The organism is Salibacter sp., assembly GCF_031581065.1.
Lineage (GTDB): Bacteria > Bacteroidota > Bacteroidia > Flavobacteriales_G > Salibacteraceae > Salibacter.
In genome coordinates this window covers 1-21,237 of sequence record NZ_JAVLBN010000006.1, presented here as the reverse complement: position 1 = coordinate 21,237, position 21,237 = coordinate 1, and the positions used below count along the sequence as shown (strand labels likewise).

Below are 21,237 nucleotides of genomic sequence, written 5' to 3'. Positions count from 1 at the left end.
GCAATACGTTATATTTGAAGCCGCTTATGAAATTTCACAAAGAAGGTAGAGTATCCATATCAATAGCTGTAATTGTAGGTTTTATCCTCATTTACCTGGGTACTCAAACATTTGGCCAGGTAGTTTGGCTTAAACTATTGCTTGTTTTACTTGCGCTTTTTATTCTTATTTCAATTCTGCAGTTTTTTAGAAAACCAGATCGTTCGCTGGCTGTTCTTCATCCTGATTTGGTTTATGCACCGGCAGATGGTAAAATCGTTGCGATTGAAGAAGTTGAGGAAACTGAATATCTAAAGCAAAAATGCATTCAGGTATCTATTTTTATGAGCCCCCTCAACGTGCACATCAACTGGAATCCGGTTAGCGGAATCGTCAAATATTTCAAATATCATCCTGGTAGATTTTTAGTCGCCTGGCATCCAAAGTCATCAACCGACAACGAACGCACAACTGTAGGCGTCCAAACCAAAAACGGAACTGATATTCTCTACCGCCAAATTGCCGGAGCTTTGGCCAGGCGAATCGTGTGGTATGTTGAAGAAGGAGATGAAGTGACTCAGGGACAAGAGTTTGGCTTCATCAAGTTTGGCTCCCGAGTTGATATTTTCCTTCCAACATCAAGTAAAATTCAGGTTAAACTCAACGAAGAAGTTCGCGGAAACCGGTCTATTATCGCTGAGATTTGAGATAATCAATAAGCTGATCGTGGTGACCAACCTCAATCAATCCTTCCTCTGATTTATCGTTGAGTAGTTTAATTTCAGGATTGTAAAAACACTGTTTCATTCCTACTGATCTGGCCCCAATAATATCTGAATTCCAATCATCCCCAACCATGAGTGAGCTTTTAGCTTCAGCTTTCGCTTTGGTCAGAGCCTGAAAAAAGATTCTTTCATCAGGCTTTTTGTATCCGGCACTGTCTGATGTTATGACAACGTCAAAGTAATGATCTAAACCGCAATTCTCGAGTTTGAAATGCTGAACCTCATCAAATCCGTTAGTGATGATGTGAAGTTCGTAATGATCATTTAGTTCTTGAAGCATTTCAGCAGTTGAAGGCAAAAGCTTCTTTTGCTTCGGGCTCTCCATTATGTAGAAATCTCCCAAATCTCTCGCTATCGGCTCTGACCAACAACCTGCTTCTTTCAATGTATCACCAAAGCGTTTTGTTCGCAAAACACTTTTCTCTACCTGCCCTTTTCGATAAAGTGCCCACAGTTGATCATTGATAGCCTCGTATTTTTTGATAAACTGCATGGAATCGTCAAACCACTGCTGCAAACCAAAATGCTCATAAGCCATCAATAAAGCTTCGCGAGAGTTTGTTTCAAAATCCCAAAGCGTTCTATCTAAATCAAAAAATATGTGTTGTACGTTCTTCAAAATAACTGCTTTATTGAGTTGATAACCGGATTTGAGAAATAAGTAAGTACGAAGCTCCAAAACACTACCGATAGAATATAAGCCGGCACTGATTTTCGATCATGCCTAAAATACTTGGCTGAAATAAGAGCACTTACAGGAATGGAAATGATGGGAATCAAAAGCGCCATCCCTATGACACCAAATCGGTTTTTAAACCGGATTATAAGTCTGTTTTTCCAGGTGAATTTTCTTTTAGGCTTCCTTCTTTTATTGCGAAATTTTCTCTCGATCCAACTGAAAAACCACGATCCAAAATAAAAAAAGAAAAGTGAGCCTAACACACCGCCAATAATGGCAATAATAATTGCCTCACCGGGTGAATAGCCCGATGCTAAAATAGTTCCCGGTCCCATTAAAAACTTGGTAGCGCTCACGAACAGGAGCACCAGAATTTTCGAAAACTCTCCCCACATGTTCCGTTACTCTACTCTTTTTCTCCGTAAGCTAAATCACCTGCATCACCTAATCCAGGAACAATATATGCCTGAGCTGTTAATTCTTCATCGATGGCACCCATGTAAAGCTCAGCATTCTTTCCAATTTTTTCCTGAACATATTCTACACCTTCATTACTGGCAATAACTGAAACAATATACGTTTTGGCGGGCTTGCCAAACTGCTTTACCAGCGACTGATAGCTCAGGTACATTGAGCGACCTGTAGCGAGCATTGGATCAACGAGAATAAGTGTGCGGTTTTGAATATCTGGACAGGAAACGTATTCAACCTCTACTTCAAACTCATCTCCACTGTGATGCTTGCGATAAGCAGAAATAAAGGCGTTATCAGCTTTGTCAAAGACATTTAAAAAACCTTCGTGCAATGGTAGCCCGGCTCTGAGTACAGTCCCTAAAACAGGTTGATTCTTTAATTCAAAGCCGCTTGTCTTTCCAAGTGGTGTAATAACTTCTCGTTCACTGTAATCGAGCTTTTTCGATATCTCGTAAGCCATTAAACTACCAATGCGCTTGAGATTGGCTCTGAACCGCATCCTGTCTTTTTGAATTGTATCGTCCCTTATCTCATTAAGGTACGTATTAATGATTGAATTTTCTTTCTGAAACTCGCGAACCATTTCTCAATTGAATTTCAACAAAGTTAGCTTTTAAATTAATCCTGGTAAATGTATTCAAGCATATCCTCATACACTTTTCGCCAGCCCTCCCATTCACCGTAATCACTAAGTGAGTCATTGTGCCATAGAGTACAAAGCAGCCCGTTGACATTTTTCACCCTGTCGATTATGGGTTTGAAATACTGCATGGCATCCTCGGGATTCTTACCCATATAATACTTCAACGTTGCCTCCATCAAACTGTACGGGTAAACCCTCAGCCTCGTTTGCCTGTTCTGCTCGAGATCAAAAAACAGGAATGGCGTGCAGGTTGAAGCTCTAAATCCGAGTTCAGAGGCGTAGCCCATTGAATAATCATTGTACACTTCTACCTCTAATAATTCACGATAAGACCTGGGTATATCGATTTTCAAAAAATGTTGCCTGCTGTGGGTTACCGGCATGTGAATGATTTCTTTCAACCTGTTAGCTTCCATCTGGAGTAGCTCCGGTTCATCAGTTGAAGCGTAAGATGGGTGAATTCCAACTTTGCAATAATCGTTTACAGACTTAATGAGTGATCGAAACTTTCGGCTAGTGTGAGGCACGTTTTTATCATTGACGCCATAATTTGCCAGCAGGAAAAAGAACACACTTTTAAAGCCGTATTTCTCAGCTTGCTTCAAGACAAAGTCGAAGGTGTTAAATGGATCTGATCGTTGACCTATCAATGTTTTCAATCTATCGGTCAGATCCGAAAAGTTCAACTGAATAACCGACCTCAAAATAGCACCTGTTGATCTAAGCAAGCCCTTTTCCATGAAAGCGTAAGCATTGTCAACATCGATTGTGTTGAGATACCTGAATTTCCTGATTGGCGGAGCTCCTCCTTTCTTTCTCAGTACATTGGTCACTTCCTGCATCCACATATCGATGAGCGGTAGATTCAAAAAGCTCTCACGAAAAGCGATGCTATCCTCAGGTTTGAAACGGCCGTGCTTATCTTTTCCATGAGGCAAATACTCTTCATAACGAGTCACCAAATAGAAAGCGGCAGAAAATAAATCAAATGGAATATCCCGACCTCCGGTTCCGAAAAAAACAGGCAGCTCTTTCCACTTGAAAAAAGTCATTTCCTGCTTCTCGATAATTCGTTCCTTCAAGAGAGCAGCCGGCTGAATGTGAATCGACTTCTCCACTACAGCGCGGTGACTGTAGCAAATGGTAAAAACGCCATCTTTTAAGTCATTTTCATGATAGACGATGTCCACAGCATATTGCAGAATATCACCAAACAGGAAATTCGCAATGTACTTAAACCGGCTCGTTTGAACCTCTGAAAATATTTGGATATGTTTCTTTTCAGGCATTTATAGCAATCCGTCATCAGCAAAGCTAAGGTAATTTTCATCACCGATAATAAGATGATCGAGGACTTGCAAATCGAGCAATGACGCTCCTTCTTTCAATTTGTTGGTGAGGCGAATATCAGCCTGGCTCGCAGTTAGATTTCCGCTCGGGTGGTTATGAGCGAGTATAATACTGGAAGCCAGTTTCTCAAGCGCAATTTGAAAAATAATTTTGGCATCTGCCACTGTACCGCTAACTCCTCCTCTGCTAATTGTTTTGTGCGTCATGATCTTGTTCCCACGGTTGAGCAAAACCACCACAAATTCTTCGTGGGGAAGATCGGCCAATAAAGGATAGAGATACTGGTAAGCATCCTGGCTTGAAGCGACCTTTTTCTTTTTGATCAATTGGTCAGATCGCCTCCTGCGGGCTAGCTCCATAGCCGCTGAAATCGTAATTGCTTTGGCATCACCAACACCTTTGAATTTTTTGAGCTCTGATATGGAGAGTTTTCCTAACTCATTGAGGTTTTGATCGCAGGAATTGAGAATTTGCTTTGATAAATCAACAGCTGAAACTTTTGCTGTTCCCGATCCTAAAATGATCGCTAATAGTTCGGCATCGCTTAAAACGCTCTTGCCTTTGAGGAGTAGTTTTTCACGTGGGCGATCATCTTCAGCCCACGCTTTGATAGCTGAGTAAGATTCATAGTTAGGTTCATTCATACAATTAAATTAACGCGTTTAATTGTATAAAATTAAAAAAACCCTCGCAGAAAATCTGCAAGGGTTCACTAAAAAGTAAGTTTTGTCAGAGACAATTATTACATGTTGTTCACCTGACGGTAAAGGCTAGACTTCAAGTTAGCTGCTTTATTGTTGTGAATAATGTTACGTTTAGCAACACGATCAACAAGCGCAACAACTTTAGGCAATTGTTCTGTAGCCTCTTTCTTATCTGTTAATTGACGAAAAGCATTAACAGCATTACGCATAGTTCTCGCGTAATAACGGTTGTGAACACGTCTTTTCTCTGAACTTCTGATTCTCTTTAATGCTGACTTATGATTTGCCATAATACTATTAGTAATTAGCCCTGCGGGCATTCAAAATTATACCTGTAGTCCGTACGGGAATCGAACCCGTGTCTCCACCGTGAAAGGGTGGTGTCCTAACCCCTAGACGAACGGACCAAAAATAATTAAAATAACGTTACAAAAATTAGTAGTCCGTACGGGAATCGAACCCGTGTCTCCACCGTGAAAGGGTGGTGTCCTAACCCCTAGACGAACGGACCATTGTACAACCCTAATTTTTTAGGGATTGCAAAGGTAATAAAAATGTGAACTGGTCAAAGTGTTTCAAATAAATTACTTCAAATTTATTTTGCGCTCTGCATTCAGTTTAAAGCCGAGTCGCTTACCTGTTCTCAGTTTTAAATTATTGGAAAGCTGTTGCATGTGACTAACTGAAACAAGCTGTACTTTTTTGAAAGGAGGTGTGTACAACTCAAAATTCAAAGCGTAAAGAATTGAGCTTTCCACCACATTAACGATTTCTTCCTGGCCCAAAACATCTTCACCAAAATTTCGATAGAGGCGATTCAGTTCTTTGTTTCCCTCCACATAAAAATGGTTTTCTTTATTGATAAAAACTCTGGAAACAAGGTAACCCAGATCATTTTCACGGTTGAACTTGAATGAATCAGAGAGAAAGTTGTAAATGTTAATCACTCCGCAATAAGCTCTCAATGGATCTTCTTCCACATAACCTGTTTTCCACATGTAGTTTGAGTCATCAAATGAAAAGACATTTGAATGCATATGGAAAATGAGTGTATCTCCACCAAATCGAATTCTGGCTTCATACTCACCTTCAGACTCAAACTCTACTTTCACTCGCTCATCAAGAGCGCAAACCTCTTCCTGGTAAGAATCAACAATCTGCTTGATAACTTCTTTGAATTTTTTGAATTGATCAGCAGTGTTTTCAAAAACATCCTGTTTCGTGCAGGATCTTTTTTTGAAGATATCAAATATTTTTTCGCGTTTTGTCATAATTAATAAGCTTTAGCAAAGAGAACTCGCTCTTTAGATGGATTTCCTGAGAAAACGCATTTTCCATCTTCCTGTTTATTGTTTAACGGAATACAGCGAATTGTAGCTTTAGTAGTCTCCTTGATTTTGTTTTCTGTCTCTGTTGTACCATCCCAGTGAGCACTTACAAAGCCACCTTTCTTTATCGCATTCTTGAAGTCTTCCCAGTTGTCAACTTCAGTTGTGTTTTCATCTCTGAACTTCTTCGCTCTATCGAACAGATTTTCCTGTATTTCATCCAAAAGGCCCGGGATAATATCAGCAACCTTGTCCATCGGTACAAACTGCTTTTCGAGTGTATCTCTGCGCGCCAACTCAACAGTTCCTTTTTCCATGTCTTTTGGTCCGATCGCGATTCGGGTTGGAACACCTTTAAATTCATACTCGGCAAACTTCCAGCCCGGCTTGTGCGTATCACGATCGTCAAAACGAACGATGAATCCTTTATCCTCGAGTTTTTCTTTTATCTCTTTAGCTTTCTTCGAGATGGCTTCAAACTGCTCTTCGTTTTTATAAATAGGAACAATAGCAACGTGAATTGGAGCTAATTTTGGCGGAATAACCAGTCCGTTATCATCACTATGGGTCATGATCAGAGCCCCCATTAACCTGGTAGACACACCCCATGATGTTGCCCAAACGTATTCCTCTTTCCCTTCTTTAGATGCATATTTCACATCAAAAGCCTTGGCAAAGTTTTGACCGAGAAAATGAGAAGTTCCGGCCTGTAGTGCTTTACCATCCTGCATAAGCGCCTCAATGCAATACGTTTCGAGCGCACCGGCAAATCGTTCACTTTCAGATTTTACACCTTTTACAACTGGCATAGCCATATACTTTTCAGCAAACTTTGCATACACTTCGAGCATTTGCTCAGCTTCTTCAATGGCTTCGTCTTTAGTAGCGTGAGCAGTGTGACCTTCCTGCCACAAAAACTCTGAAGTGCGGAGGAATAGTCGGGTTCTCATTTCCCAGCGAACAACATTTGCCCATTGATTTAATTTAATGGGAAGGTCACGATAACTCTGAATCCACTTGCGATACGAATTCCAGATAATCGTTTCAGATGTTGGTCTAACGATTAGCTCTTCTTCCAGTTTAGCTTCCGGATCTACTACAATACCTTTACCATCCTCATCATTTTTGAGGCGGTAATGCGTTACAACAGCGGCTTCTTTTGCAAACCCCTCAACGTGATCGGCTTCTTTACTCAGGTATGATTTTGGAATGAAAAGCGGGAAATAGGCATTGCTGTGACCTGTTTGCTTGAACATCTTATCGAGTTGTGATTGCATGTTTTCCCAAATGGCGTAACCGTGCGGCTTGATCACCATACAGCCTCTAACGTCACTCGATTCGGCTAAATCGGCTCTGACCACTAACTCATTGTACCATTTTGAATAATCCTTCTCTCTTGTCGTGAAATCTTTTGCCATCGTTTTTCGTTGTATTTTGTAGAGGCAGCAAAAGTAACGAAACACTTTTCAAAACTTTAAAGAGTTTGTTAATACATTGAACTGCTTTGAGCATTTGTTTATATTTGAGTATTATGAAGATTAACAGAAAACACCTTGTTCTTTTATTTGCCATCAGTTCTTTGGGTCTGATTACAAGCTGTTCGTCAAGTAAATTCAGCAGTACAGGCTCTTACGAATACGATGGTGTATACTTTGCCTCTAACGACTACGAAACTCCAGTTAAGCCACAAAACAGGGCAGATGAGTCTGTCGATTACTATTCTTCAAGCGCTGATAGTTCAGGTAGCAATTCAAATTACGATTATTACGATCCAGAATTTGCAACGAGAATAAATCCTGCAAGAGGCGGAATTGGTTCAACTTCACCAAATTATTACCGCTCTCCTGCATCGGGGTTTAACAATTATTCGCAGTTTAATACTTCGCTAATGTTAGGAGCAGGATCTGCTTTCTATTCTCCTTCATGGAGATCAGGACTGTACTACCAAAGTAACATGTATGGATCACGTTTTTACGATCCTTATGGCTCTTACTACGGTGGCTATTCTCCTTATTCGCCATATTCATACGGGAATACTTTTTACAACCATTATTCTCCATTTTATAACCCATACGGATTGTATTCTGGATTTGGACCAAATTATTTTGGAAGCGGATCATACTTTAACCCATCAGGAACTGCTGCTCCTGTAGAGAGCAAACCAGATTTTGATCGTCCGCGAAATAATGCCGTTCGTTCTTCAAGGACAGGCACTTCTCAACGGTCAGAGCCACAGAGAAAGCCGAATTTTGATCGCAACTCATCGTATTCGGCCGGAAAGCGCAGCTCAGCGTCAGGTTCATCAAATCGTTACAACCCGGGTGACAATAGAGGCAACCTGAACAAACCCAATTTCAATCGGGATAATTTCAACAAGATTTCGAGAACGAGAAGTTCGCGTACCGGTGGATCTGACCGATACACACCAAACAGATCAGGTAATAACCGTTACACTCCATCGAGAGACAGAAGTAACTCGCGTGACTACACTCCTCAGCGAAATAATCGCAGATATACTCCCAGCAGGAGTTCTTCACCGAGCAGGAATATATCTCCAAGTCCGAGAAGCTCTTCGCCCTCGTCTTCACCGAGCCCAAGCAGATCGCGTTCACGTCAATATTCACCGCGAAGATGATTTGGAGAAAACCTGCACTACTCTTCTTTCTTATACTTTTTACCGCTGTGGGGTTTTCACAAAACGAAACCGATGCACTTCGTTTAGGTCGATTGGATTACTCGGGGACAGCCCGCTTTAATGCTTTGGGCGGAGCAATGGGTGCTCTGGGAGGCGATCCTTCAGTAGTTAGCACAAATCCCGCTGGATTGGGGGTTTTCAGGAGATCTGAGGTGAGTATTACGCCTTCTTATTACATCAACAACAGTTCTACAACTTTCAATGGAAACACCAGTGATGCCAATTATAACAACCTGGGGTTAAACAATCTTGCGATGGTCTTTTCTAAGGAACAGGACAATGTATCGGGGTTGCTTCAAACTTCGTGGGGAATCGCTTACAACAGACAAGCCAATTTTTTCTCTGAAACGAATCATCAAACGGATAATCCTTATTCGTCACTCCTGGATATTTTCAGGTACGATCTCGAAAATCCAAAGCCGGTTGTGATGCCAAATGAAATAGGTGACTTTGGTATTTTCGATTATGACGTAAAGCCCGCTTATGATGCTCGCCTGTTAAATTACGACAGTGCTTTTAACGGATATGTTCACGCTAATGAAGGATATGAAGGAAAACAGCGAAAAACGTATCAGGAATCGGGTTCTTTGAGTGAGCTCAACATTGGATATGGTGGAAACTACAACAACCGCATTTATTTTGGAGCCTCTCTCGCCATAACCCTTTACCAATTCACTCAAAGAACGACTTACAGCGAGTACGATTTGCCAGACTCTTCCCAATACACCACTTTAAAACAGTACAGTTTCCAGGAAGAACTCGATATTTCAGGAAGCGGATTTAAAGGAAAGTTAGGCTTGATTTACCGTGTAAACGATTACCTAAGGTTAGGTTTAGCTTACCACACTCCATCACAAATTACAATTGATGATCAATACTCTACTACGGTTGAATCATCTTTCCAAAGTAACGATTACCAGGCCAGTTCTCCCATAAGCAACTTTGGCTACACGATTAGGCAGCCCGGAAGGTTTCAGGCTTCAGCCGGAATCATTTTGGGTAAAGCAGGACTTATCGGTATTGAATATGAATATGCTGATTACCGTAAGCTCGAACTGCGCGAAGCCGAATCAGGCTTTTCTTTTGATCCGGTAAACAACACAATTCAGGATATTTACCGTCAAACTCATCATTTGCGAATTGGCGGTGAAGCCAGGTTTAGCCAGTATTTTGTAAGAGGCGGTTTTCGATATGATCAGGATCCATACGTCAATGGTATAGAAAATGACTCTCCGGTTTTCACCTATAGCTTTGGTGCCGGTTTACGACAGGCAGGCTTTTATGTTGATGTAACCTGGAGATGGAGACAGTATTCTGAAAACATGTGGATTTACGACCCTGCCTTTATCGAGAAATCTGAAATTACCTATAACTCACATGCTATCATGGTGAGTGCAGCATATCGCTGGAAATAAAAGGGAGTGTATCAAAAGGCATCATAAAAAATAATGGCTGATGAGTGGAGGATTTTAATCCAACTACATCAGCCATTTACACTTTAAAGGTTTGCCTTTTAAAACCTAAAAACTAAGGTTTTTCGGTTTTGATACACCACCCCTTATCTTTTCACAAAAAACGTGATTACTTGATCACATCTTTAAGGTTTTCTGCTTCTTCGTTAGCGAGCTCTTCATCAACTAGAATTCTTCCACTGTGCTCATCAACAATTACTTTCTTGCGTGCAGCAATATCGAGGATACGTTGTGGAGGGATGCGGATGAACGATCCTCCGGCAGACTCACGCTCAACAGGAACAACGGCCATTCCGTTCTTCACTTTTTGACGAATACGTTTGTAAGCTTTGAGCAAGCGATCTTCGATACTCTTTTCAGCATCTTTAGATGCTTTCTCGAGTTTTTTCTCGTCTTTCTCAGTATCAGCAACGATTTTATCCAACTCACCTTTTTTGTGGTCGAGTTCTTTTTGACGATCGTTCATATCCTCAACTGTGGCATCGAGAATTTCAGTCTTGTTTTCAATTCTCGACTTGAATTCTTTAATGCGTTTTTCAGCAAGTTGAATCTCGAGAGACTGAAATTCGATCTCTTTAGAAAGTGAATCGAACTCGCGGTTGTTGCGAACATTCTTTTGCTGCTCTTCATATTTCTTGATGAGCGCTTCACTTTCTTTGATCGCATTTTTCTTGGCAGAAACATGACCTTCGAGATCAGAAATTTCTTCCTTGAGTTTTTCGATTCTTGTGTTGAGGCCTGCTACCTCATCTTCTAAATCCTGAACCTGAAGTGGTAATTCACCTCTTACGGTTCTGATTTTATCAATTTGAGTATCGATCAACTGAAGCCTGTAAAGGGCTCTTAGTTTTTCTTCAACACTCAAAAGTTTTGGATCTTTCTCCGCTTTTTTAGCCATAAATCAGAGATATGATATTGGATTGGTATTTACTTTTGACAAATGGATGGCAAAGGTAGAAAAATTTTGCCGAAGTAATTCCACAAATAATTCTGCTGTAAACTGCTCACTCTCAAAATGACCTACATCCGCAATGATAATTTTGCCATCAGCATCAAAAAACTGATGGTATTTGTAATCACCTGTGATGAAAATATCGGCCTTTTTCTTAATAGCATCGGTCAGTAAAAAGCTCCCGGCACCGCCACAAATAGCGACTTTCTCAATTTTTTCAGAGACGATATCAGTATGGCGAATCAATTCTGTTTGTAGTTTTTCTTTGAGCGATTTTAAAAAACTCATAGCCTCAACAGGTTGCGTTAAATAGCCAACCATTCCACTACCAACTTCCTGGTGCTCGTTCGCTAATGGATACACATCGTAAGCTACTTCCTCGTATGGATGAGCTTTTTTCATTTCGGTCAGAACCGAACCGAGCCGCGGCTTTTCAACAATCACCTCTACCCTTGTTTCCGGCTCTGAGTGTAGTGTTCCAATTTCACCAACGTGCGGATCGGCATCTTCACCGGCTCTGAATGTGCCCTCACCTTTTAAGTTGTAACTACAGGAATCGTATTCGCCAATTGATCCGGCTCCGGCTCTGAACATGGCCTCTCTCACATCATTCACATTGTCATGAGGAACAAAAACCACGACTTTACTGAGTATCGAGTTTTTTGGCGCTAATATCTCGAGGTTTTCCAGTCCTATTTTTTCTGCGATTTTTTTGTTGACTCCGGTGTGAACATTATCCATATTAGTGTGAGCCGCTATGATGGCAATGTCATTTTTAATCGCTTTGATCACCGTTCTTTCAACATAGTTAGAACCCGTGAGGCTCTTGAGTCCGCCAAAAACGATTGGATGGTGAGCCAAAATAACATTACAATCCTTTTCAATTGCCTCCTCAACAACATCTTCAACACAATCTAAACTACATAGTACTCCATTTACCTCATCGTTTACATTTCCTGTAATGAGGCCTGAGTTGTCATAACTTTCCTGGTACTGGAAAGGGGCTGATTCATTGATAAAGGCTACTAAATCTCCTATTTTCATATCTGGACATTTACGACAAAATTACGCTATTGAAAAAACTCATGAAATTTGGAACTCAATGTTGTAATTTCGCGCTTAATGAATCCGATTAGATTGTTGTTATTTCCGTTCGCACTCCTCTATGGAGCTGCGGTTTGGTTGAGAAACCAACTTTACAACATTGGTGTATTTCACGAACACACTTTTGATGTTCCTACTATTGTTGTGGGGAACTTAACTGTTGGTGGAACAGGAAAAACGCCTCATACTGAATACCTAATCAAATTGCTCTCAAAAGAATATAACATTGCCACACTAAGCAGAGGTTTCGGCAGAATAACAAATGGTTTTTTATTGGCCAACACGAACTCTACTCATGAGGATATTGGTGATGAACCCCGACTTTTTAAACACAAGTTTCCGGATCTGACCGTAAGTGTTGACGGCAATAGAGTTAGAGGGATTCAATCGCTTTTAGCCCACGATAGTGGTCTCGACATTATATTACTCGATGACGCTTTTCAGCACAGGCGAGTAAAACCTGAGGTTAGCATTTTACTTACCGAATACAGCAAAACATACAAGGAGGATTTCCTTATGCCTGTTGGAAATTTGCGGGAACAGTCTTCTAACAGTCAGCGTGCTGATATTATTATCATCACGAAATGTCCACCTGTTCTATCTCCACTAGACAGAAGAGCTTTGAGGGACAAAATTGCTCCTAAATCATATCAAAACGTCTATTTCTCATATCTTGATTACGGAATATTACAACCTGTTAATCCTAATCTAAATGCGCTTCACTACAGAACGGTTACTAAAGCTTTACTTTTTACAGGTATAGCAAATTCAGAACCGCTACTCTACTTTTTAAAATCTCAAAAAATTGAAATCACGCACCTCAAATACGGAGATCACCATAATTTCACTGAAACTGATATAGAACAGTTGATTGAAGAGTTTGAACGCATAAACCGAAAAAATAATGCTATTATCATCACAACTGAAAAGGATTACATGCGCATGATTGGTGAAGAAAAATTTGAGCCTGTCCTCTCAAAACCGCTCTACACTCAGCCAATTGAGGTCAAGTTTCACGGTGAGGACAACGAGGAATTTAATGAGCAAATATTGAATTATGTTAGACGAAATAAAGTCCACAGCGACCTATCTAAAAAAGAAAATAAACCAGGAGCCTGATATTGTCCTCATCCTTGGATCAGGATTGGGTGAATTGGCATCAATCATCAAGAATCCTGTTGAAGTACTTTACAGCGATATCCCCAACTTTCCGCAAACTACTGTAGCAGGACACACCGGCAAACTGACTTTTGGTGAACTGCACGGCAAAAAGATTCTTATTTTTCAGGGAAGATTCCATTATTACGAAGGTTACTCAATGGATCAAGTGATTTTCCCGATTAGGATAGCAGGATACATGGGTGCTAAAAACCTCATTGTAACCAACGCAGCAGGAGGCTTAAATCCTCAATTTGAAGTTGGCGAAATCATGTTGATCACAGATCACATCAACCAGATGGGTGATAATCCTTTGATCGGAAAGAATATAGATGAATTAGGTCCTCGTTTTCCTGATATGACAAAGACTTACTCAAAGGAAATGAACAACCTGCTCGTTGAAGTAGCTAATAACACATTTGTTTCACTGCAGTCAGGAGTTTATGTTGCGGTTAGCGGTCCCACTTATGAAACACCGGCAGAATTTAAATACCTACGTGTAATAGGTGGCGATGCTGTTGGAATGTCAACTGTTCCTGAAGTTATCGCTGCAAAACACATGGGAATGAATGTCATGGGAATTTCAGTTATTACAGATATGGGCACTGATGAGGATATTGAGCCAATTTCTCACGAAGAAGTTCAGCGAGTTGCCCAAAATACCGGGAAAACCTTAACAAAATTATTAGAAAACTGGATTAAACAAGTTGATTTGGCGAGCTTAACCGCCAATGAAAACCATTAATTTTGCGTCATTATTTGAATTGACTATGTACGATAAATACGAAGCAGTAATCGGACTTGAAGTCCACGCACAATTGAAAACGAAAACAAAAGCATTTTCGTCAGATCCCAATGCTTACGGTGAATTACCCAACCATCTGGTTACACCGGTATCATTAGGGCATCCAGGTACATTACCACAATTCAATGAAAAGTCACCTGAATTTGCGGTGAAACTGGGATTGGCATGTAATTCTAAAATCACGGCTGAAAATCGCTTTTCAAGAAAAAACTATTTCTATGCCGATCTTCCAAAAGGCTACCAAATAACTCAGTTCGATACTCCAATCTGCACAGGTGGATATATCGAGATCAAACTCGAGAACAATACAAAAAAGATCAATCTCACCCGTATCCATATGGAGGAAGATTCTGGTAAATCTATTCACGATCAGGATCCGTTTCACACTCTTATCGACCTCAACCGTGCCGGAGTTCCACTACTTGAAATTGTAACGGAACCGGATATCAGAAGCGGTGAAGAAGCTTACCAATACCTCTCTGAAGTGCGAAAACTGGTTCGCTACCTCGAAATTTGTGATGGAAATATGGAAGAAGGATCGCTTCGTTGTGATGCTAATATTTCGGTCAGACACAAGGGATCTGAAGAATTTGGTCAAAAGGTAGAGGTCAAAAACATGAACTCGATTCGCAACGTGCAACGAGCGATTGAACACGAGACGAAAAGACAGATTGAAGCTCTCGAGAACAACGAAGAAATATTTCACGAAACGCGAACTTTCAATGCTGTAGATGGAACAACTACCAGCATGCGGAGTAAGGAAATGGATAATGACTACCGCTACTTTACAGAGCCTGATTTACTACCGCTGGAAATTACCACGGAATACATCGAGAAGATGAAAAATGAGCTCCCTCCTCTTCCAAATGAGCTTTTCAAAAAGTATGTTGAAGACTTTAAGTTGAGTGATTATGATGCCGGTATCCTTACAGACTCAAAAGAAATCGCACTCTACTTTGAAGAGGTTGTTTCAAACACGAAGAACTTCAAAGCAGCAGCAAACTGGGTGATGGTAAATGTAAAATCTTATCTCAACGAAAACGCATTACACATTTCAGATTTCCCTGTTTCACCGAAACAAATTGCAGAGCTGATTCAACTCATTGACGATGGAAAAATCAGTCATTCGGTTGCGTCACAAAACCTGTTTCCGGCTCTGACCGAGACCTCAAACAAATCACCTCTCGAACTCGCAAAAGAATTAGATCTCATCCAGGATCAAAATGAGGATAACATCAAAGAGGCTATCAAAAGAGTAATTGAAAACAACCCTGACGAAACTGAGCGCTACCGCAATGGTGAAAAGAAATTACTGGGCTTTTTCATGGGACAACTCATGAAAGAAACGCGCGGAAAAGCTGATCCTAAAAAATCAAATTCATTAATCAGAGAAATGTTAGAATTATGATACGTACACTTTCATTCTTAACCTTAATCACTTTCGCAATTATCTCTTGTTCTCCTGAGGAAAAGGGAAATGTATCGATTGAAGGAAAAATTGATAATGCTCCCAATCAAACTGAAATTTACCTTTTTCATATTTCGCAGTCAACTCAGGCAGTTGACACAGCTGCGTTCAATGAGGATGGCACATTTAAAATGGTTTACAACGTTGATAAACCCGGCTATTACAGGCTCGGTTTTAACAAAGCAAATAACTACGCTTCGTTGATTTTACAGCCAAATGATAAAATCACAGTAAATGGAACCTCTGGAAATTTAGAGGGCTACGCACAGGTCAAAGGATCTAAAGATGCTGAAGATCTACAGCAGATGCTTCAAATTCAAATGTCTTATTACACAAAAGCTGACAGCCTAAAAAGAGCTATGCAATATGCACAGCAAAACAAGGACCCAAATTCCTACAGAGCTGCTGTAACTACTCTACAAAATGCTCGCATGACAATGATGGAATCGATGAAAACTTTCATCCAAAATCACGAGGGTTCAATGGCTAACCTTGCAGCTATTGAACAGTTGAGGCCAAACCAAAATTTTGAGCTCTATACTCAGGTTAGAGATAACTTATCAGAGAAAATGAAAGGTGTTTACATCTATGACCGATTCGCTCAAAGAGTGGAAGGCATTGAAAAGACAGCAGTAGGTAGCAAAGCACCAGAATTAGCCTTTAAAAACCCCAAGGGTGAAACAGTTAAATTATCAAGCCTTAGAGGTGAGTATGTATTGATCGATTTTTGGGCATCGTGGTGCAAGCCTTGCCGAGCTGAAAACCCAAATGTTGTTAAGATGTACAACAAGTACAAAGACAAAGGATTTGAGATTTACGGTGTGTCTTTGGACAAGAAACGAAACGCCTGGTTACAGGCTATTGAACAGGATAACATTGAATGGGTTCAGGTCAGTGACTTAAAAGGATGGCAATCTGAAGCAGCCGGTATTTACAGTGTAAGTTCAATACCAGCTACTTTTTTACTCAATCCTGAAGGTGAAATTATTGCCAAAAACCTTAGAGGTAAAAAGCTTGAAGACAAGCTGCAGGAAATATTTGAATCATAAATTACTTTTTGGAAACAAGCTCTATGAGATCGGCTAGTCTTGTTGAATAGCCGATCTCATTATCGTACCAGCCTACAACTTTTACCATTTTCCCAATCACGCTCGTCAATAATGCATCGAATATACTCGAATGCTTGTTGCCCTGAATATCTACTGAAACAACAGGGTCCTCTGTATACTCCATAATCCCTTTCAACTCATTTTGAGCTGCTTTTTTGAATGCTTTATTGACCTGTTCAATGGTTAACTCATCCTTGATAATGAACGTCATATCAGTTAACGAACCATCAGGTACGGGAACGCGAATACCAGCACCTCCCATGTTTCCATCAAGCTCAGGGAAAATTTTCGTTATCGCTTTTGCTGCACCTGTAGTCGTTGGAACAATACTCATCGCTGCTGCACGTGCTCTTCTCAAATCAGAATGAGGAGAATCCTGTAGTTTTTGATCACTTGTATACGAGTGAACAGTTGTGATGTAAGCTGCTTCTATTTCGGTCAGATCCTTCATAACCTTTACCAAAGGAGCTGCCGAGTTTGTTGTACATGAAGCGTTGCTGATAATTTGTTCAGAACCATCGAGAATATCCTCATTGATCCCGATGCAAACGCTTTTAATGTCATCACTTTTTGGAGGTGCAGAAAGAATTACTTTTTTAGCTCCGGCTTTAATGTGTAAAGCTGCTTTATCACTCGTTCTAAAAATACCGGTTGATTCAACTACAATATCAATTTTCAAGTCTTTCCATGGCAGCTTTTCAGGCGAATGCTCATTGAACATTTTCACCTCTTTACCATCGATTATAATTGAATTTTCATCCCACGTAACTTCACCCTGATACTTTCCGTGAACTGTATCGTATTTGAATAAATGACCGAGCACTGCTGGTTCTGAAAGGTCGTTAACAGCTACGAGGTTAACATCTTCCCTAATCATTAACTCTCTGGTTAACATTCTTCCAATTCTTCCAAAACCATTTATTGCAACATTTATCATATCGAGTGTGTTTTCGTCAAAATTAACGGCTTATCATAAAAAAAGCCTCCATTTTGGAGGCTTTTTTAAAATATTTATGAAATAACTATTCGATCATTACTTCACTACAATAAAGCGAGCAGTCTTTTTAACGCTACCATTCGTAATTGTAGCAATGTAAGTTCCGCCTTTGAAGTCTGAAACATTGAGGCGAAGCTTTTTCTTACCTGACTGATTAGCTTTATCGGTAAACGATCTCACGAGCTTACCACTCAGGTCGTAGATTTGAACATCTACAACTTCATTTGCTGAAGAAGTGTATTCAAATGTACCGGTATTTGACATCGGGTTTGGATACACTTTCATTTCAATGTCACCGTCTCTATCAGCAAATTCAGGATATTCTGGAGTTGAATTGACAAGGTCACTTGTTCTCCAGATACCTCTACCATGAGTACCAGCATAAATCACTTCATTATTAGTCGCTTCAGTCCAGCCAAGCTTTTGTTGACGAACCTCAAAAACAGGAACGTTAGCAAGATTTGCGTTTTCATTACTCCAGGTAACATTTGTACCAGAAGTAGAGAAGTCTGAAGTTGACCAGATACCGAAATCTGTACCTAATAGTACAATATTTGGATCTAATACGTGATATTCAGCATCGTAAACAGGGAAGTCTTCAAGATTACCCTGAGCATTTCTAGCTACAGCAGCACCAGGTGAAGATACAGCGTTATCTAATTCATAAACGTGATTTTGATTTCCGTAATTACCAACTGTAACCAGAATCTTTTCAGGATCATTTGGATGGATCGCAAAGCCAGTAATGTTACCGCTAGCACTAAACAAGTTGCCATTGTATGTCAAAACATTTACTGGATCATCCTCCATATACAGATTTCTAAATCCACTAATTCTATGAACATTCCCGTTACCTGTTCCAATAAACAAGTGATTTCCATCCTGAGAGAACTTTAGTGATCTTATTCCACCAATTCCCCAAATGTCAGCAAGATTATGCCATTCTGGTATAGTGTTATCCAACACTTCTCTAGAGAAAATGATACCATCATTTGTTACAGAAGCCATATAACCCTGAACTGGATCCTGAATTCTTACCGAGTCTCCAACATTTAAAGCAGTGGTAAGTGTATAATCAAATGGGTAATCTAGAGTAGCACTATTAATTTTAAGTACATCTCCATTATTAAATGTAGCTGCATAATAGCCAAAGAAATCTGATTGATCTGCTGGAGCTGCGTCAAAGCTGAAACTGTATTCGTAAGTATTGTAGTCAAAAGTACCTACGCTATCTCCATCAGTATTCTCTAAAGTTCCATCACCATCATAGTCATTAACTCTTTGAGGATTCCCTGGAGTTGGATTAAAGAAAGAAATACTACCCGGTGCTATTTCAGCAGCTGGTTGATTAGGTACAACTGTTCCCGAAAACGCAACCTGACTTCCTGTAAGCTTTCCTAAAAACTGCTCAACTGTATCAGCTCTAAAGGTTATTGAATCAATACTGGTTGAATCATCAGCACTTTCCCAAATATCAAACTTAGTACGGAAAGGTGCTTTGCCTTGACCTGCATAAGGTGATGTAGAATTGAATGACCCTTGAAATTCAAAAAATGGTGTTGTGGTACTTGGCGGCTCAAACTTGATTATGCGATTGTAATACAACGAAACAAAGCCAATCTCACCGAGTTTAGAAATCTCAGTGTCAAACCCATCACCTCCAGCAGCTTCAATTCCATCTGTTGTACCTCCAACATCTGTATCACTGGTTTGAAGAAGGAATGTACCATTATCCTGTGTTCCTCCCAATACCTCGCCACGTGGACCTACTGCAATATCATAAAATTGTGTTGTCGTGTAATTCCTGTTTAACGTAGAAAAGGACATGCTTCCACTTGTGGCATTATAACTAACACCAACACCGCCATCATTTCCGATATACATAGTATTTGGATCATTTGGATCAAAAGTGAAATAGTGCTGGTCAGCATGAACATATATCCCGGAGAACGGACTCGCAAAAGTTTCAGCTACACGAACCCATGAACCATCAATTTTGTAAATCTGAACGCCACCAATCATCAATTTTTCACAATCATTTGGAAATACTTCCAAAGCGAGATCATAAAACCCCTGACCTGTTCCAAACAAATTAAATGTGGAGTCAAGCGTTGTTGTTGGTGGTAGAGGAGAATTTACAGACCAGTTCAAACCTCCATCAGTTGATCTAAATACTCCCCCTAAATCACCGCTATTAGTTGTGATAGCGTAAACATAATTAGGATCTGAGTCACAATAATCAAGATCAATTCTCTCGATTGAAGCAGGAATTTGACCTGGAGCTGGTTGATAACTACAATCAACTGTCGGCTCATCAGAATACCAAACTCCAATTCCTAATCCAACTAAAACACGTCCATCTGGAGTAATCTCTATATCCTGAACAAAAGCATTATCCTGTGTACAATTTACTGTTACAGTCTTAAGTGGTTTAGTCCATGTTTCACCACCATCAGTTGAAACAAACAATCCATTAGACGTACCTGCAAAAACTTTGTTATCATCATCGGGATGAACCTTAAGTCTATTCACATAGGACCAGTCTTCATTAGTATTGTAGGTAGCGGGAATAGTTGACTGAAGTTGTTCAAATGTTTCACCGCCATCAGTTGACTTGAAAACACCTCCACCTGGCATTGGGGCTGAACCTTCAAATTCAGAACCTGTACCTACGTAGATTGTCCCATCAGGACCCTGATCAATAGTAGAAATGATCAAACTTGGCATGAGATCGTTGATCGGTTCCCAGGTTGATCCCCCGTTAAAGCTCTGGAATAGACCTCCGGAAACACTTCCGGCAATTAAATGCTGAGAATCTTGGTTATCTACAAGAATTGCTCTTGTTCGCCCCCCCTGATTGTCAGGCCCCATGCTTTTCCAATTGAGGCCTAATTGAGAAGTTTTATTAGCTGTTTGTCTTGCAACTTTTTCTCTGGCTTCAAATACATCTTTTGGCTCAAATTCACCGGTATTCACGTTTGCTCTCAACTCACTGAAGATCTTGTCTCCTCCCATCAAACGTTTTGCGTCATTATTTCCCTCTTCACGAGGCGTGTATTGAGGTGTTTTTGGAATAATTTCTCCAAAAATAAAGTACGCCCCAACTAATCCTGCTGCTATCGAGCTCAGTAAAACTTTAATCTTCATAGATTTACGTCTTTAAACTATTCTTAAAAAATCTGTGCCAATTTATATTATTTTAACAACTCAGAAAAATTAATTTTAATTCCCGGTATTATTTCCTTCATATTCGGGATGTAATTGGCGCTTTTCGGTTTTATTTATCAATATGTTTTTCAGCGTGGTAGCTGGATCTAACGAGTGGACCACTTTCCACATATTTAAATCCTTTTTCCAGGCCTATTCTTTTGTATTCTGCAAACTTCTCTGGTGTAATAAACTCATCTACGGGTAAATGGTTCGGTGTTGGTTGTAAATATTGCCCGAGTGTCATTATGGAAACTCCTACTGAACGCAAGTCATCCATCGTCTCAAGTATCTCTTCTTCAGTTTCTCCAAGTCCCAGCATGATTCC

19 protein-coding genes, 2 tRNA genes and 1 pseudogene are annotated in these 21,237 nt (G+C 40.2%); 7 read left to right on the top strand and 15 right to left on the bottom strand.

Annotation, left to right across the window (positions count from 1 at the left end):
* Positions 1-26 precede the first annotated feature (26 nt).
* A complete protein-coding gene (locus RI557_RS02775; protein ID WP_310681945.1) occupies positions 27-686 on the top strand; it encodes a phosphatidylserine decarboxylase family protein in 660 nt (219 codons plus the stop codon).
* Here the strand turns inward: RI557_RS02775 and RI557_RS02770 are convergent.
* From RI557_RS02770 to proS, 10 genes are all read right to left on the bottom strand, one after another.
* Positions 670-1,383, bottom strand: coding sequence for a YjjG family noncanonical pyrimidine nucleotidase (locus RI557_RS02770; protein WP_310666843.1), 714 nt, complete (start codon positions 1,381-1,383; stop codon positions 670-672). The genes RI557_RS02775 and RI557_RS02770 overlap by 17 nt on opposite strands.
* Positions 1,380-1,838, bottom strand: coding sequence for a hypothetical protein (locus RI557_RS02765; protein WP_310681930.1), 459 nt, complete (start codon positions 1,836-1,838; stop codon positions 1,380-1,382). The genes RI557_RS02770 and RI557_RS02765 overlap by 4 nt, the downstream gene beginning before the upstream one ends.
* Positions 1,839-1,849: 11 nt before the next feature.
* Positions 1,850-2,500, bottom strand: coding sequence for a uracil phosphoribosyltransferase (upp, locus tag RI557_RS02760; protein WP_310666841.1), 651 nt, complete (start codon positions 2,498-2,500; stop codon positions 1,850-1,852).
* A 35-nt stretch (positions 2,501-2,535) separates the two neighbouring features.
* Positions 2,536-3,849, bottom strand: a complete 1,314-nt coding sequence (locus tag RI557_RS02755; RefSeq protein WP_310681928.1) for a polysaccharide deacetylase family protein — start codon at positions 3,847-3,849, stop codon at positions 2,536-2,538.
* Positions 3,850-4,554: a RadC family protein gene (radC, locus tag RI557_RS02750; protein ID WP_310681925.1), complete on the bottom strand. Its 705-nt coding sequence runs from the start codon at positions 4,552-4,554 to the stop codon at positions 3,850-3,852.
* A gap of 98 nt (positions 4,555-4,652) precedes the next feature.
* The gene (gene rpsT, locus RI557_RS02745; protein ID WP_310666837.1) at positions 4,653-4,904 is read right to left on the bottom strand and encodes a 30S ribosomal protein S20; all 252 of its coding nucleotides are present in this window, start codon (positions 4,902-4,904) and stop codon (positions 4,653-4,655) included.
* Positions 4,905-4,949: 45 nt separating this feature from the next.
* Positions 4,950-5,021: transfer RNA gene (locus RI557_RS02740), tRNA-Glu, on the bottom strand.
* Between the two features lie 32 nt (positions 5,022-5,053).
* Positions 5,054-5,125 (bottom strand) — tRNA-Glu (locus tag RI557_RS02735).
* 73 nt (positions 5,126-5,198) lie between these two features.
* Positions 5,199-5,885: a hypothetical protein gene (locus tag RI557_RS02730; protein ID WP_310666836.1), complete on the bottom strand. Its 687-nt coding sequence runs from the start codon at positions 5,883-5,885 to the stop codon at positions 5,199-5,201.
* 2 nt (positions 5,886-5,887) lie between these two features.
* Positions 5,888-7,360 carry a proline--tRNA ligase gene (proS, locus tag RI557_RS02725; protein WP_310681923.1) on the bottom strand — a complete coding sequence of 491 codons (1,473 nt, stop codon included), beginning with the start codon at positions 7,358-7,360 and terminating at the stop codon, positions 5,888-5,890.
* A 113-nt stretch (positions 7,361-7,473) separates the two neighbouring features.
* On the opposite strand from proS, the gene RI557_RS02720 reads away from it, so the two are divergent.
* Both RI557_RS02720 and RI557_RS02715 read left to right on the top strand, forming a co-directional pair.
* Entirely contained in the window at positions 7,474-8,577 is a 1,104-nt protein-coding gene (locus RI557_RS02720; protein WP_310666834.1) for a hypothetical protein, read from the top strand.
* Positions 8,574-10,052 carry a hypothetical protein gene (locus tag RI557_RS02715; RefSeq protein ID WP_310681920.1) on the top strand — a complete coding sequence of 493 codons (1,479 nt, stop codon included), beginning with the start codon at positions 8,574-8,576 and terminating at the stop codon, positions 10,050-10,052. The genes RI557_RS02720 and RI557_RS02715 overlap by 4 nt, the downstream gene beginning before the upstream one ends.
* 166 nt (positions 10,053-10,218) lie before the next feature.
* Here the strand turns inward: RI557_RS02715 and RI557_RS02710 are convergent, their stop codons facing one another.
* Positions 10,219-11,007, bottom strand: coding sequence for a hypothetical protein (locus RI557_RS02710; RefSeq protein ID WP_310666832.1), 789 nt, complete (start codon positions 11,005-11,007; stop codon positions 10,219-10,221).
* A gap of 3 nt (positions 11,008-11,010) precedes the next feature.
* Positions 11,011-12,105, bottom strand: coding sequence for a Nif3-like dinuclear metal center hexameric protein (locus tag RI557_RS02705; protein WP_310666831.1), 1,095 nt, complete (start codon positions 12,103-12,105; stop codon positions 11,011-11,013).
* Positions 12,106-12,183: 78 nt separating this feature from the next.
* Between RI557_RS02705 and lpxK the strand changes: the two genes are divergently transcribed.
* From lpxK to RI557_RS02685, 4 genes are read left to right on the top strand one after another with little or no spacing between them, the layout of a single operon-like run.
* Entirely contained in the window at positions 12,184-13,284 is a 1,101-nt protein-coding gene (gene lpxK / locus RI557_RS02700) for a tetraacyldisaccharide 4'-kinase (protein WP_310666830.1), read from the top strand.
* Positions 13,223-14,068 (top strand): purine-nucleoside phosphorylase, encoded by an 846-nt coding sequence (locus RI557_RS02695; RefSeq protein WP_310666829.1) that lies wholly within the window; start codon positions 13,223-13,225, stop codon positions 14,066-14,068. Before lpxK ends, RI557_RS02695 begins: the two co-directional genes overlap by 62 nt.
* Positions 14,055-15,536 (top strand): Asp-tRNA(Asn)/Glu-tRNA(Gln) amidotransferase subunit GatB, encoded by a 1,482-nt coding sequence (gene gatB, locus RI557_RS02690; protein ID WP_310666828.1) that lies wholly within the window; start codon positions 14,055-14,057, stop codon positions 15,534-15,536. The genes RI557_RS02695 and gatB overlap by 14 nt, the downstream gene beginning before the upstream one ends.
* Positions 15,533-16,645: a TlpA disulfide reductase family protein gene (locus tag RI557_RS02685; RefSeq protein WP_310666827.1), complete on the top strand. Its 1,113-nt coding sequence runs from the start codon at positions 15,533-15,535 to the stop codon at positions 16,643-16,645. The genes gatB and RI557_RS02685 overlap by 4 nt, the downstream gene beginning before the upstream one ends.
* A 1-nt stretch (position 16,646) precedes the next feature.
* Here the strand turns inward: RI557_RS02685 and gap are convergent, their stop codons facing one another.
* The 3 genes and pseudogenes from gap to RI557_RS02670 all read right to left on the bottom strand — a co-directional run.
* Entirely contained in the window at positions 16,647-17,642 is a 996-nt protein-coding gene (gene gap / locus RI557_RS02680; RefSeq protein ID WP_310681919.1) for a type I glyceraldehyde-3-phosphate dehydrogenase, read from the bottom strand.
* 96 nt (positions 17,643-17,738) lie between these two features.
* Positions 17,739-20,849, bottom strand: coding sequence for a T9SS type A sorting domain-containing protein (locus RI557_RS02675; protein WP_310666825.1), 3,111 nt, complete (start codon positions 20,847-20,849; stop codon positions 17,739-17,741).
* A 130-nt stretch (positions 20,850-20,979) separates the two neighbouring features.
* Positions 20,980-21,237: pseudogene (locus tag RI557_RS02670) on the bottom strand (lipoyl synthase); the annotation flags it as partial.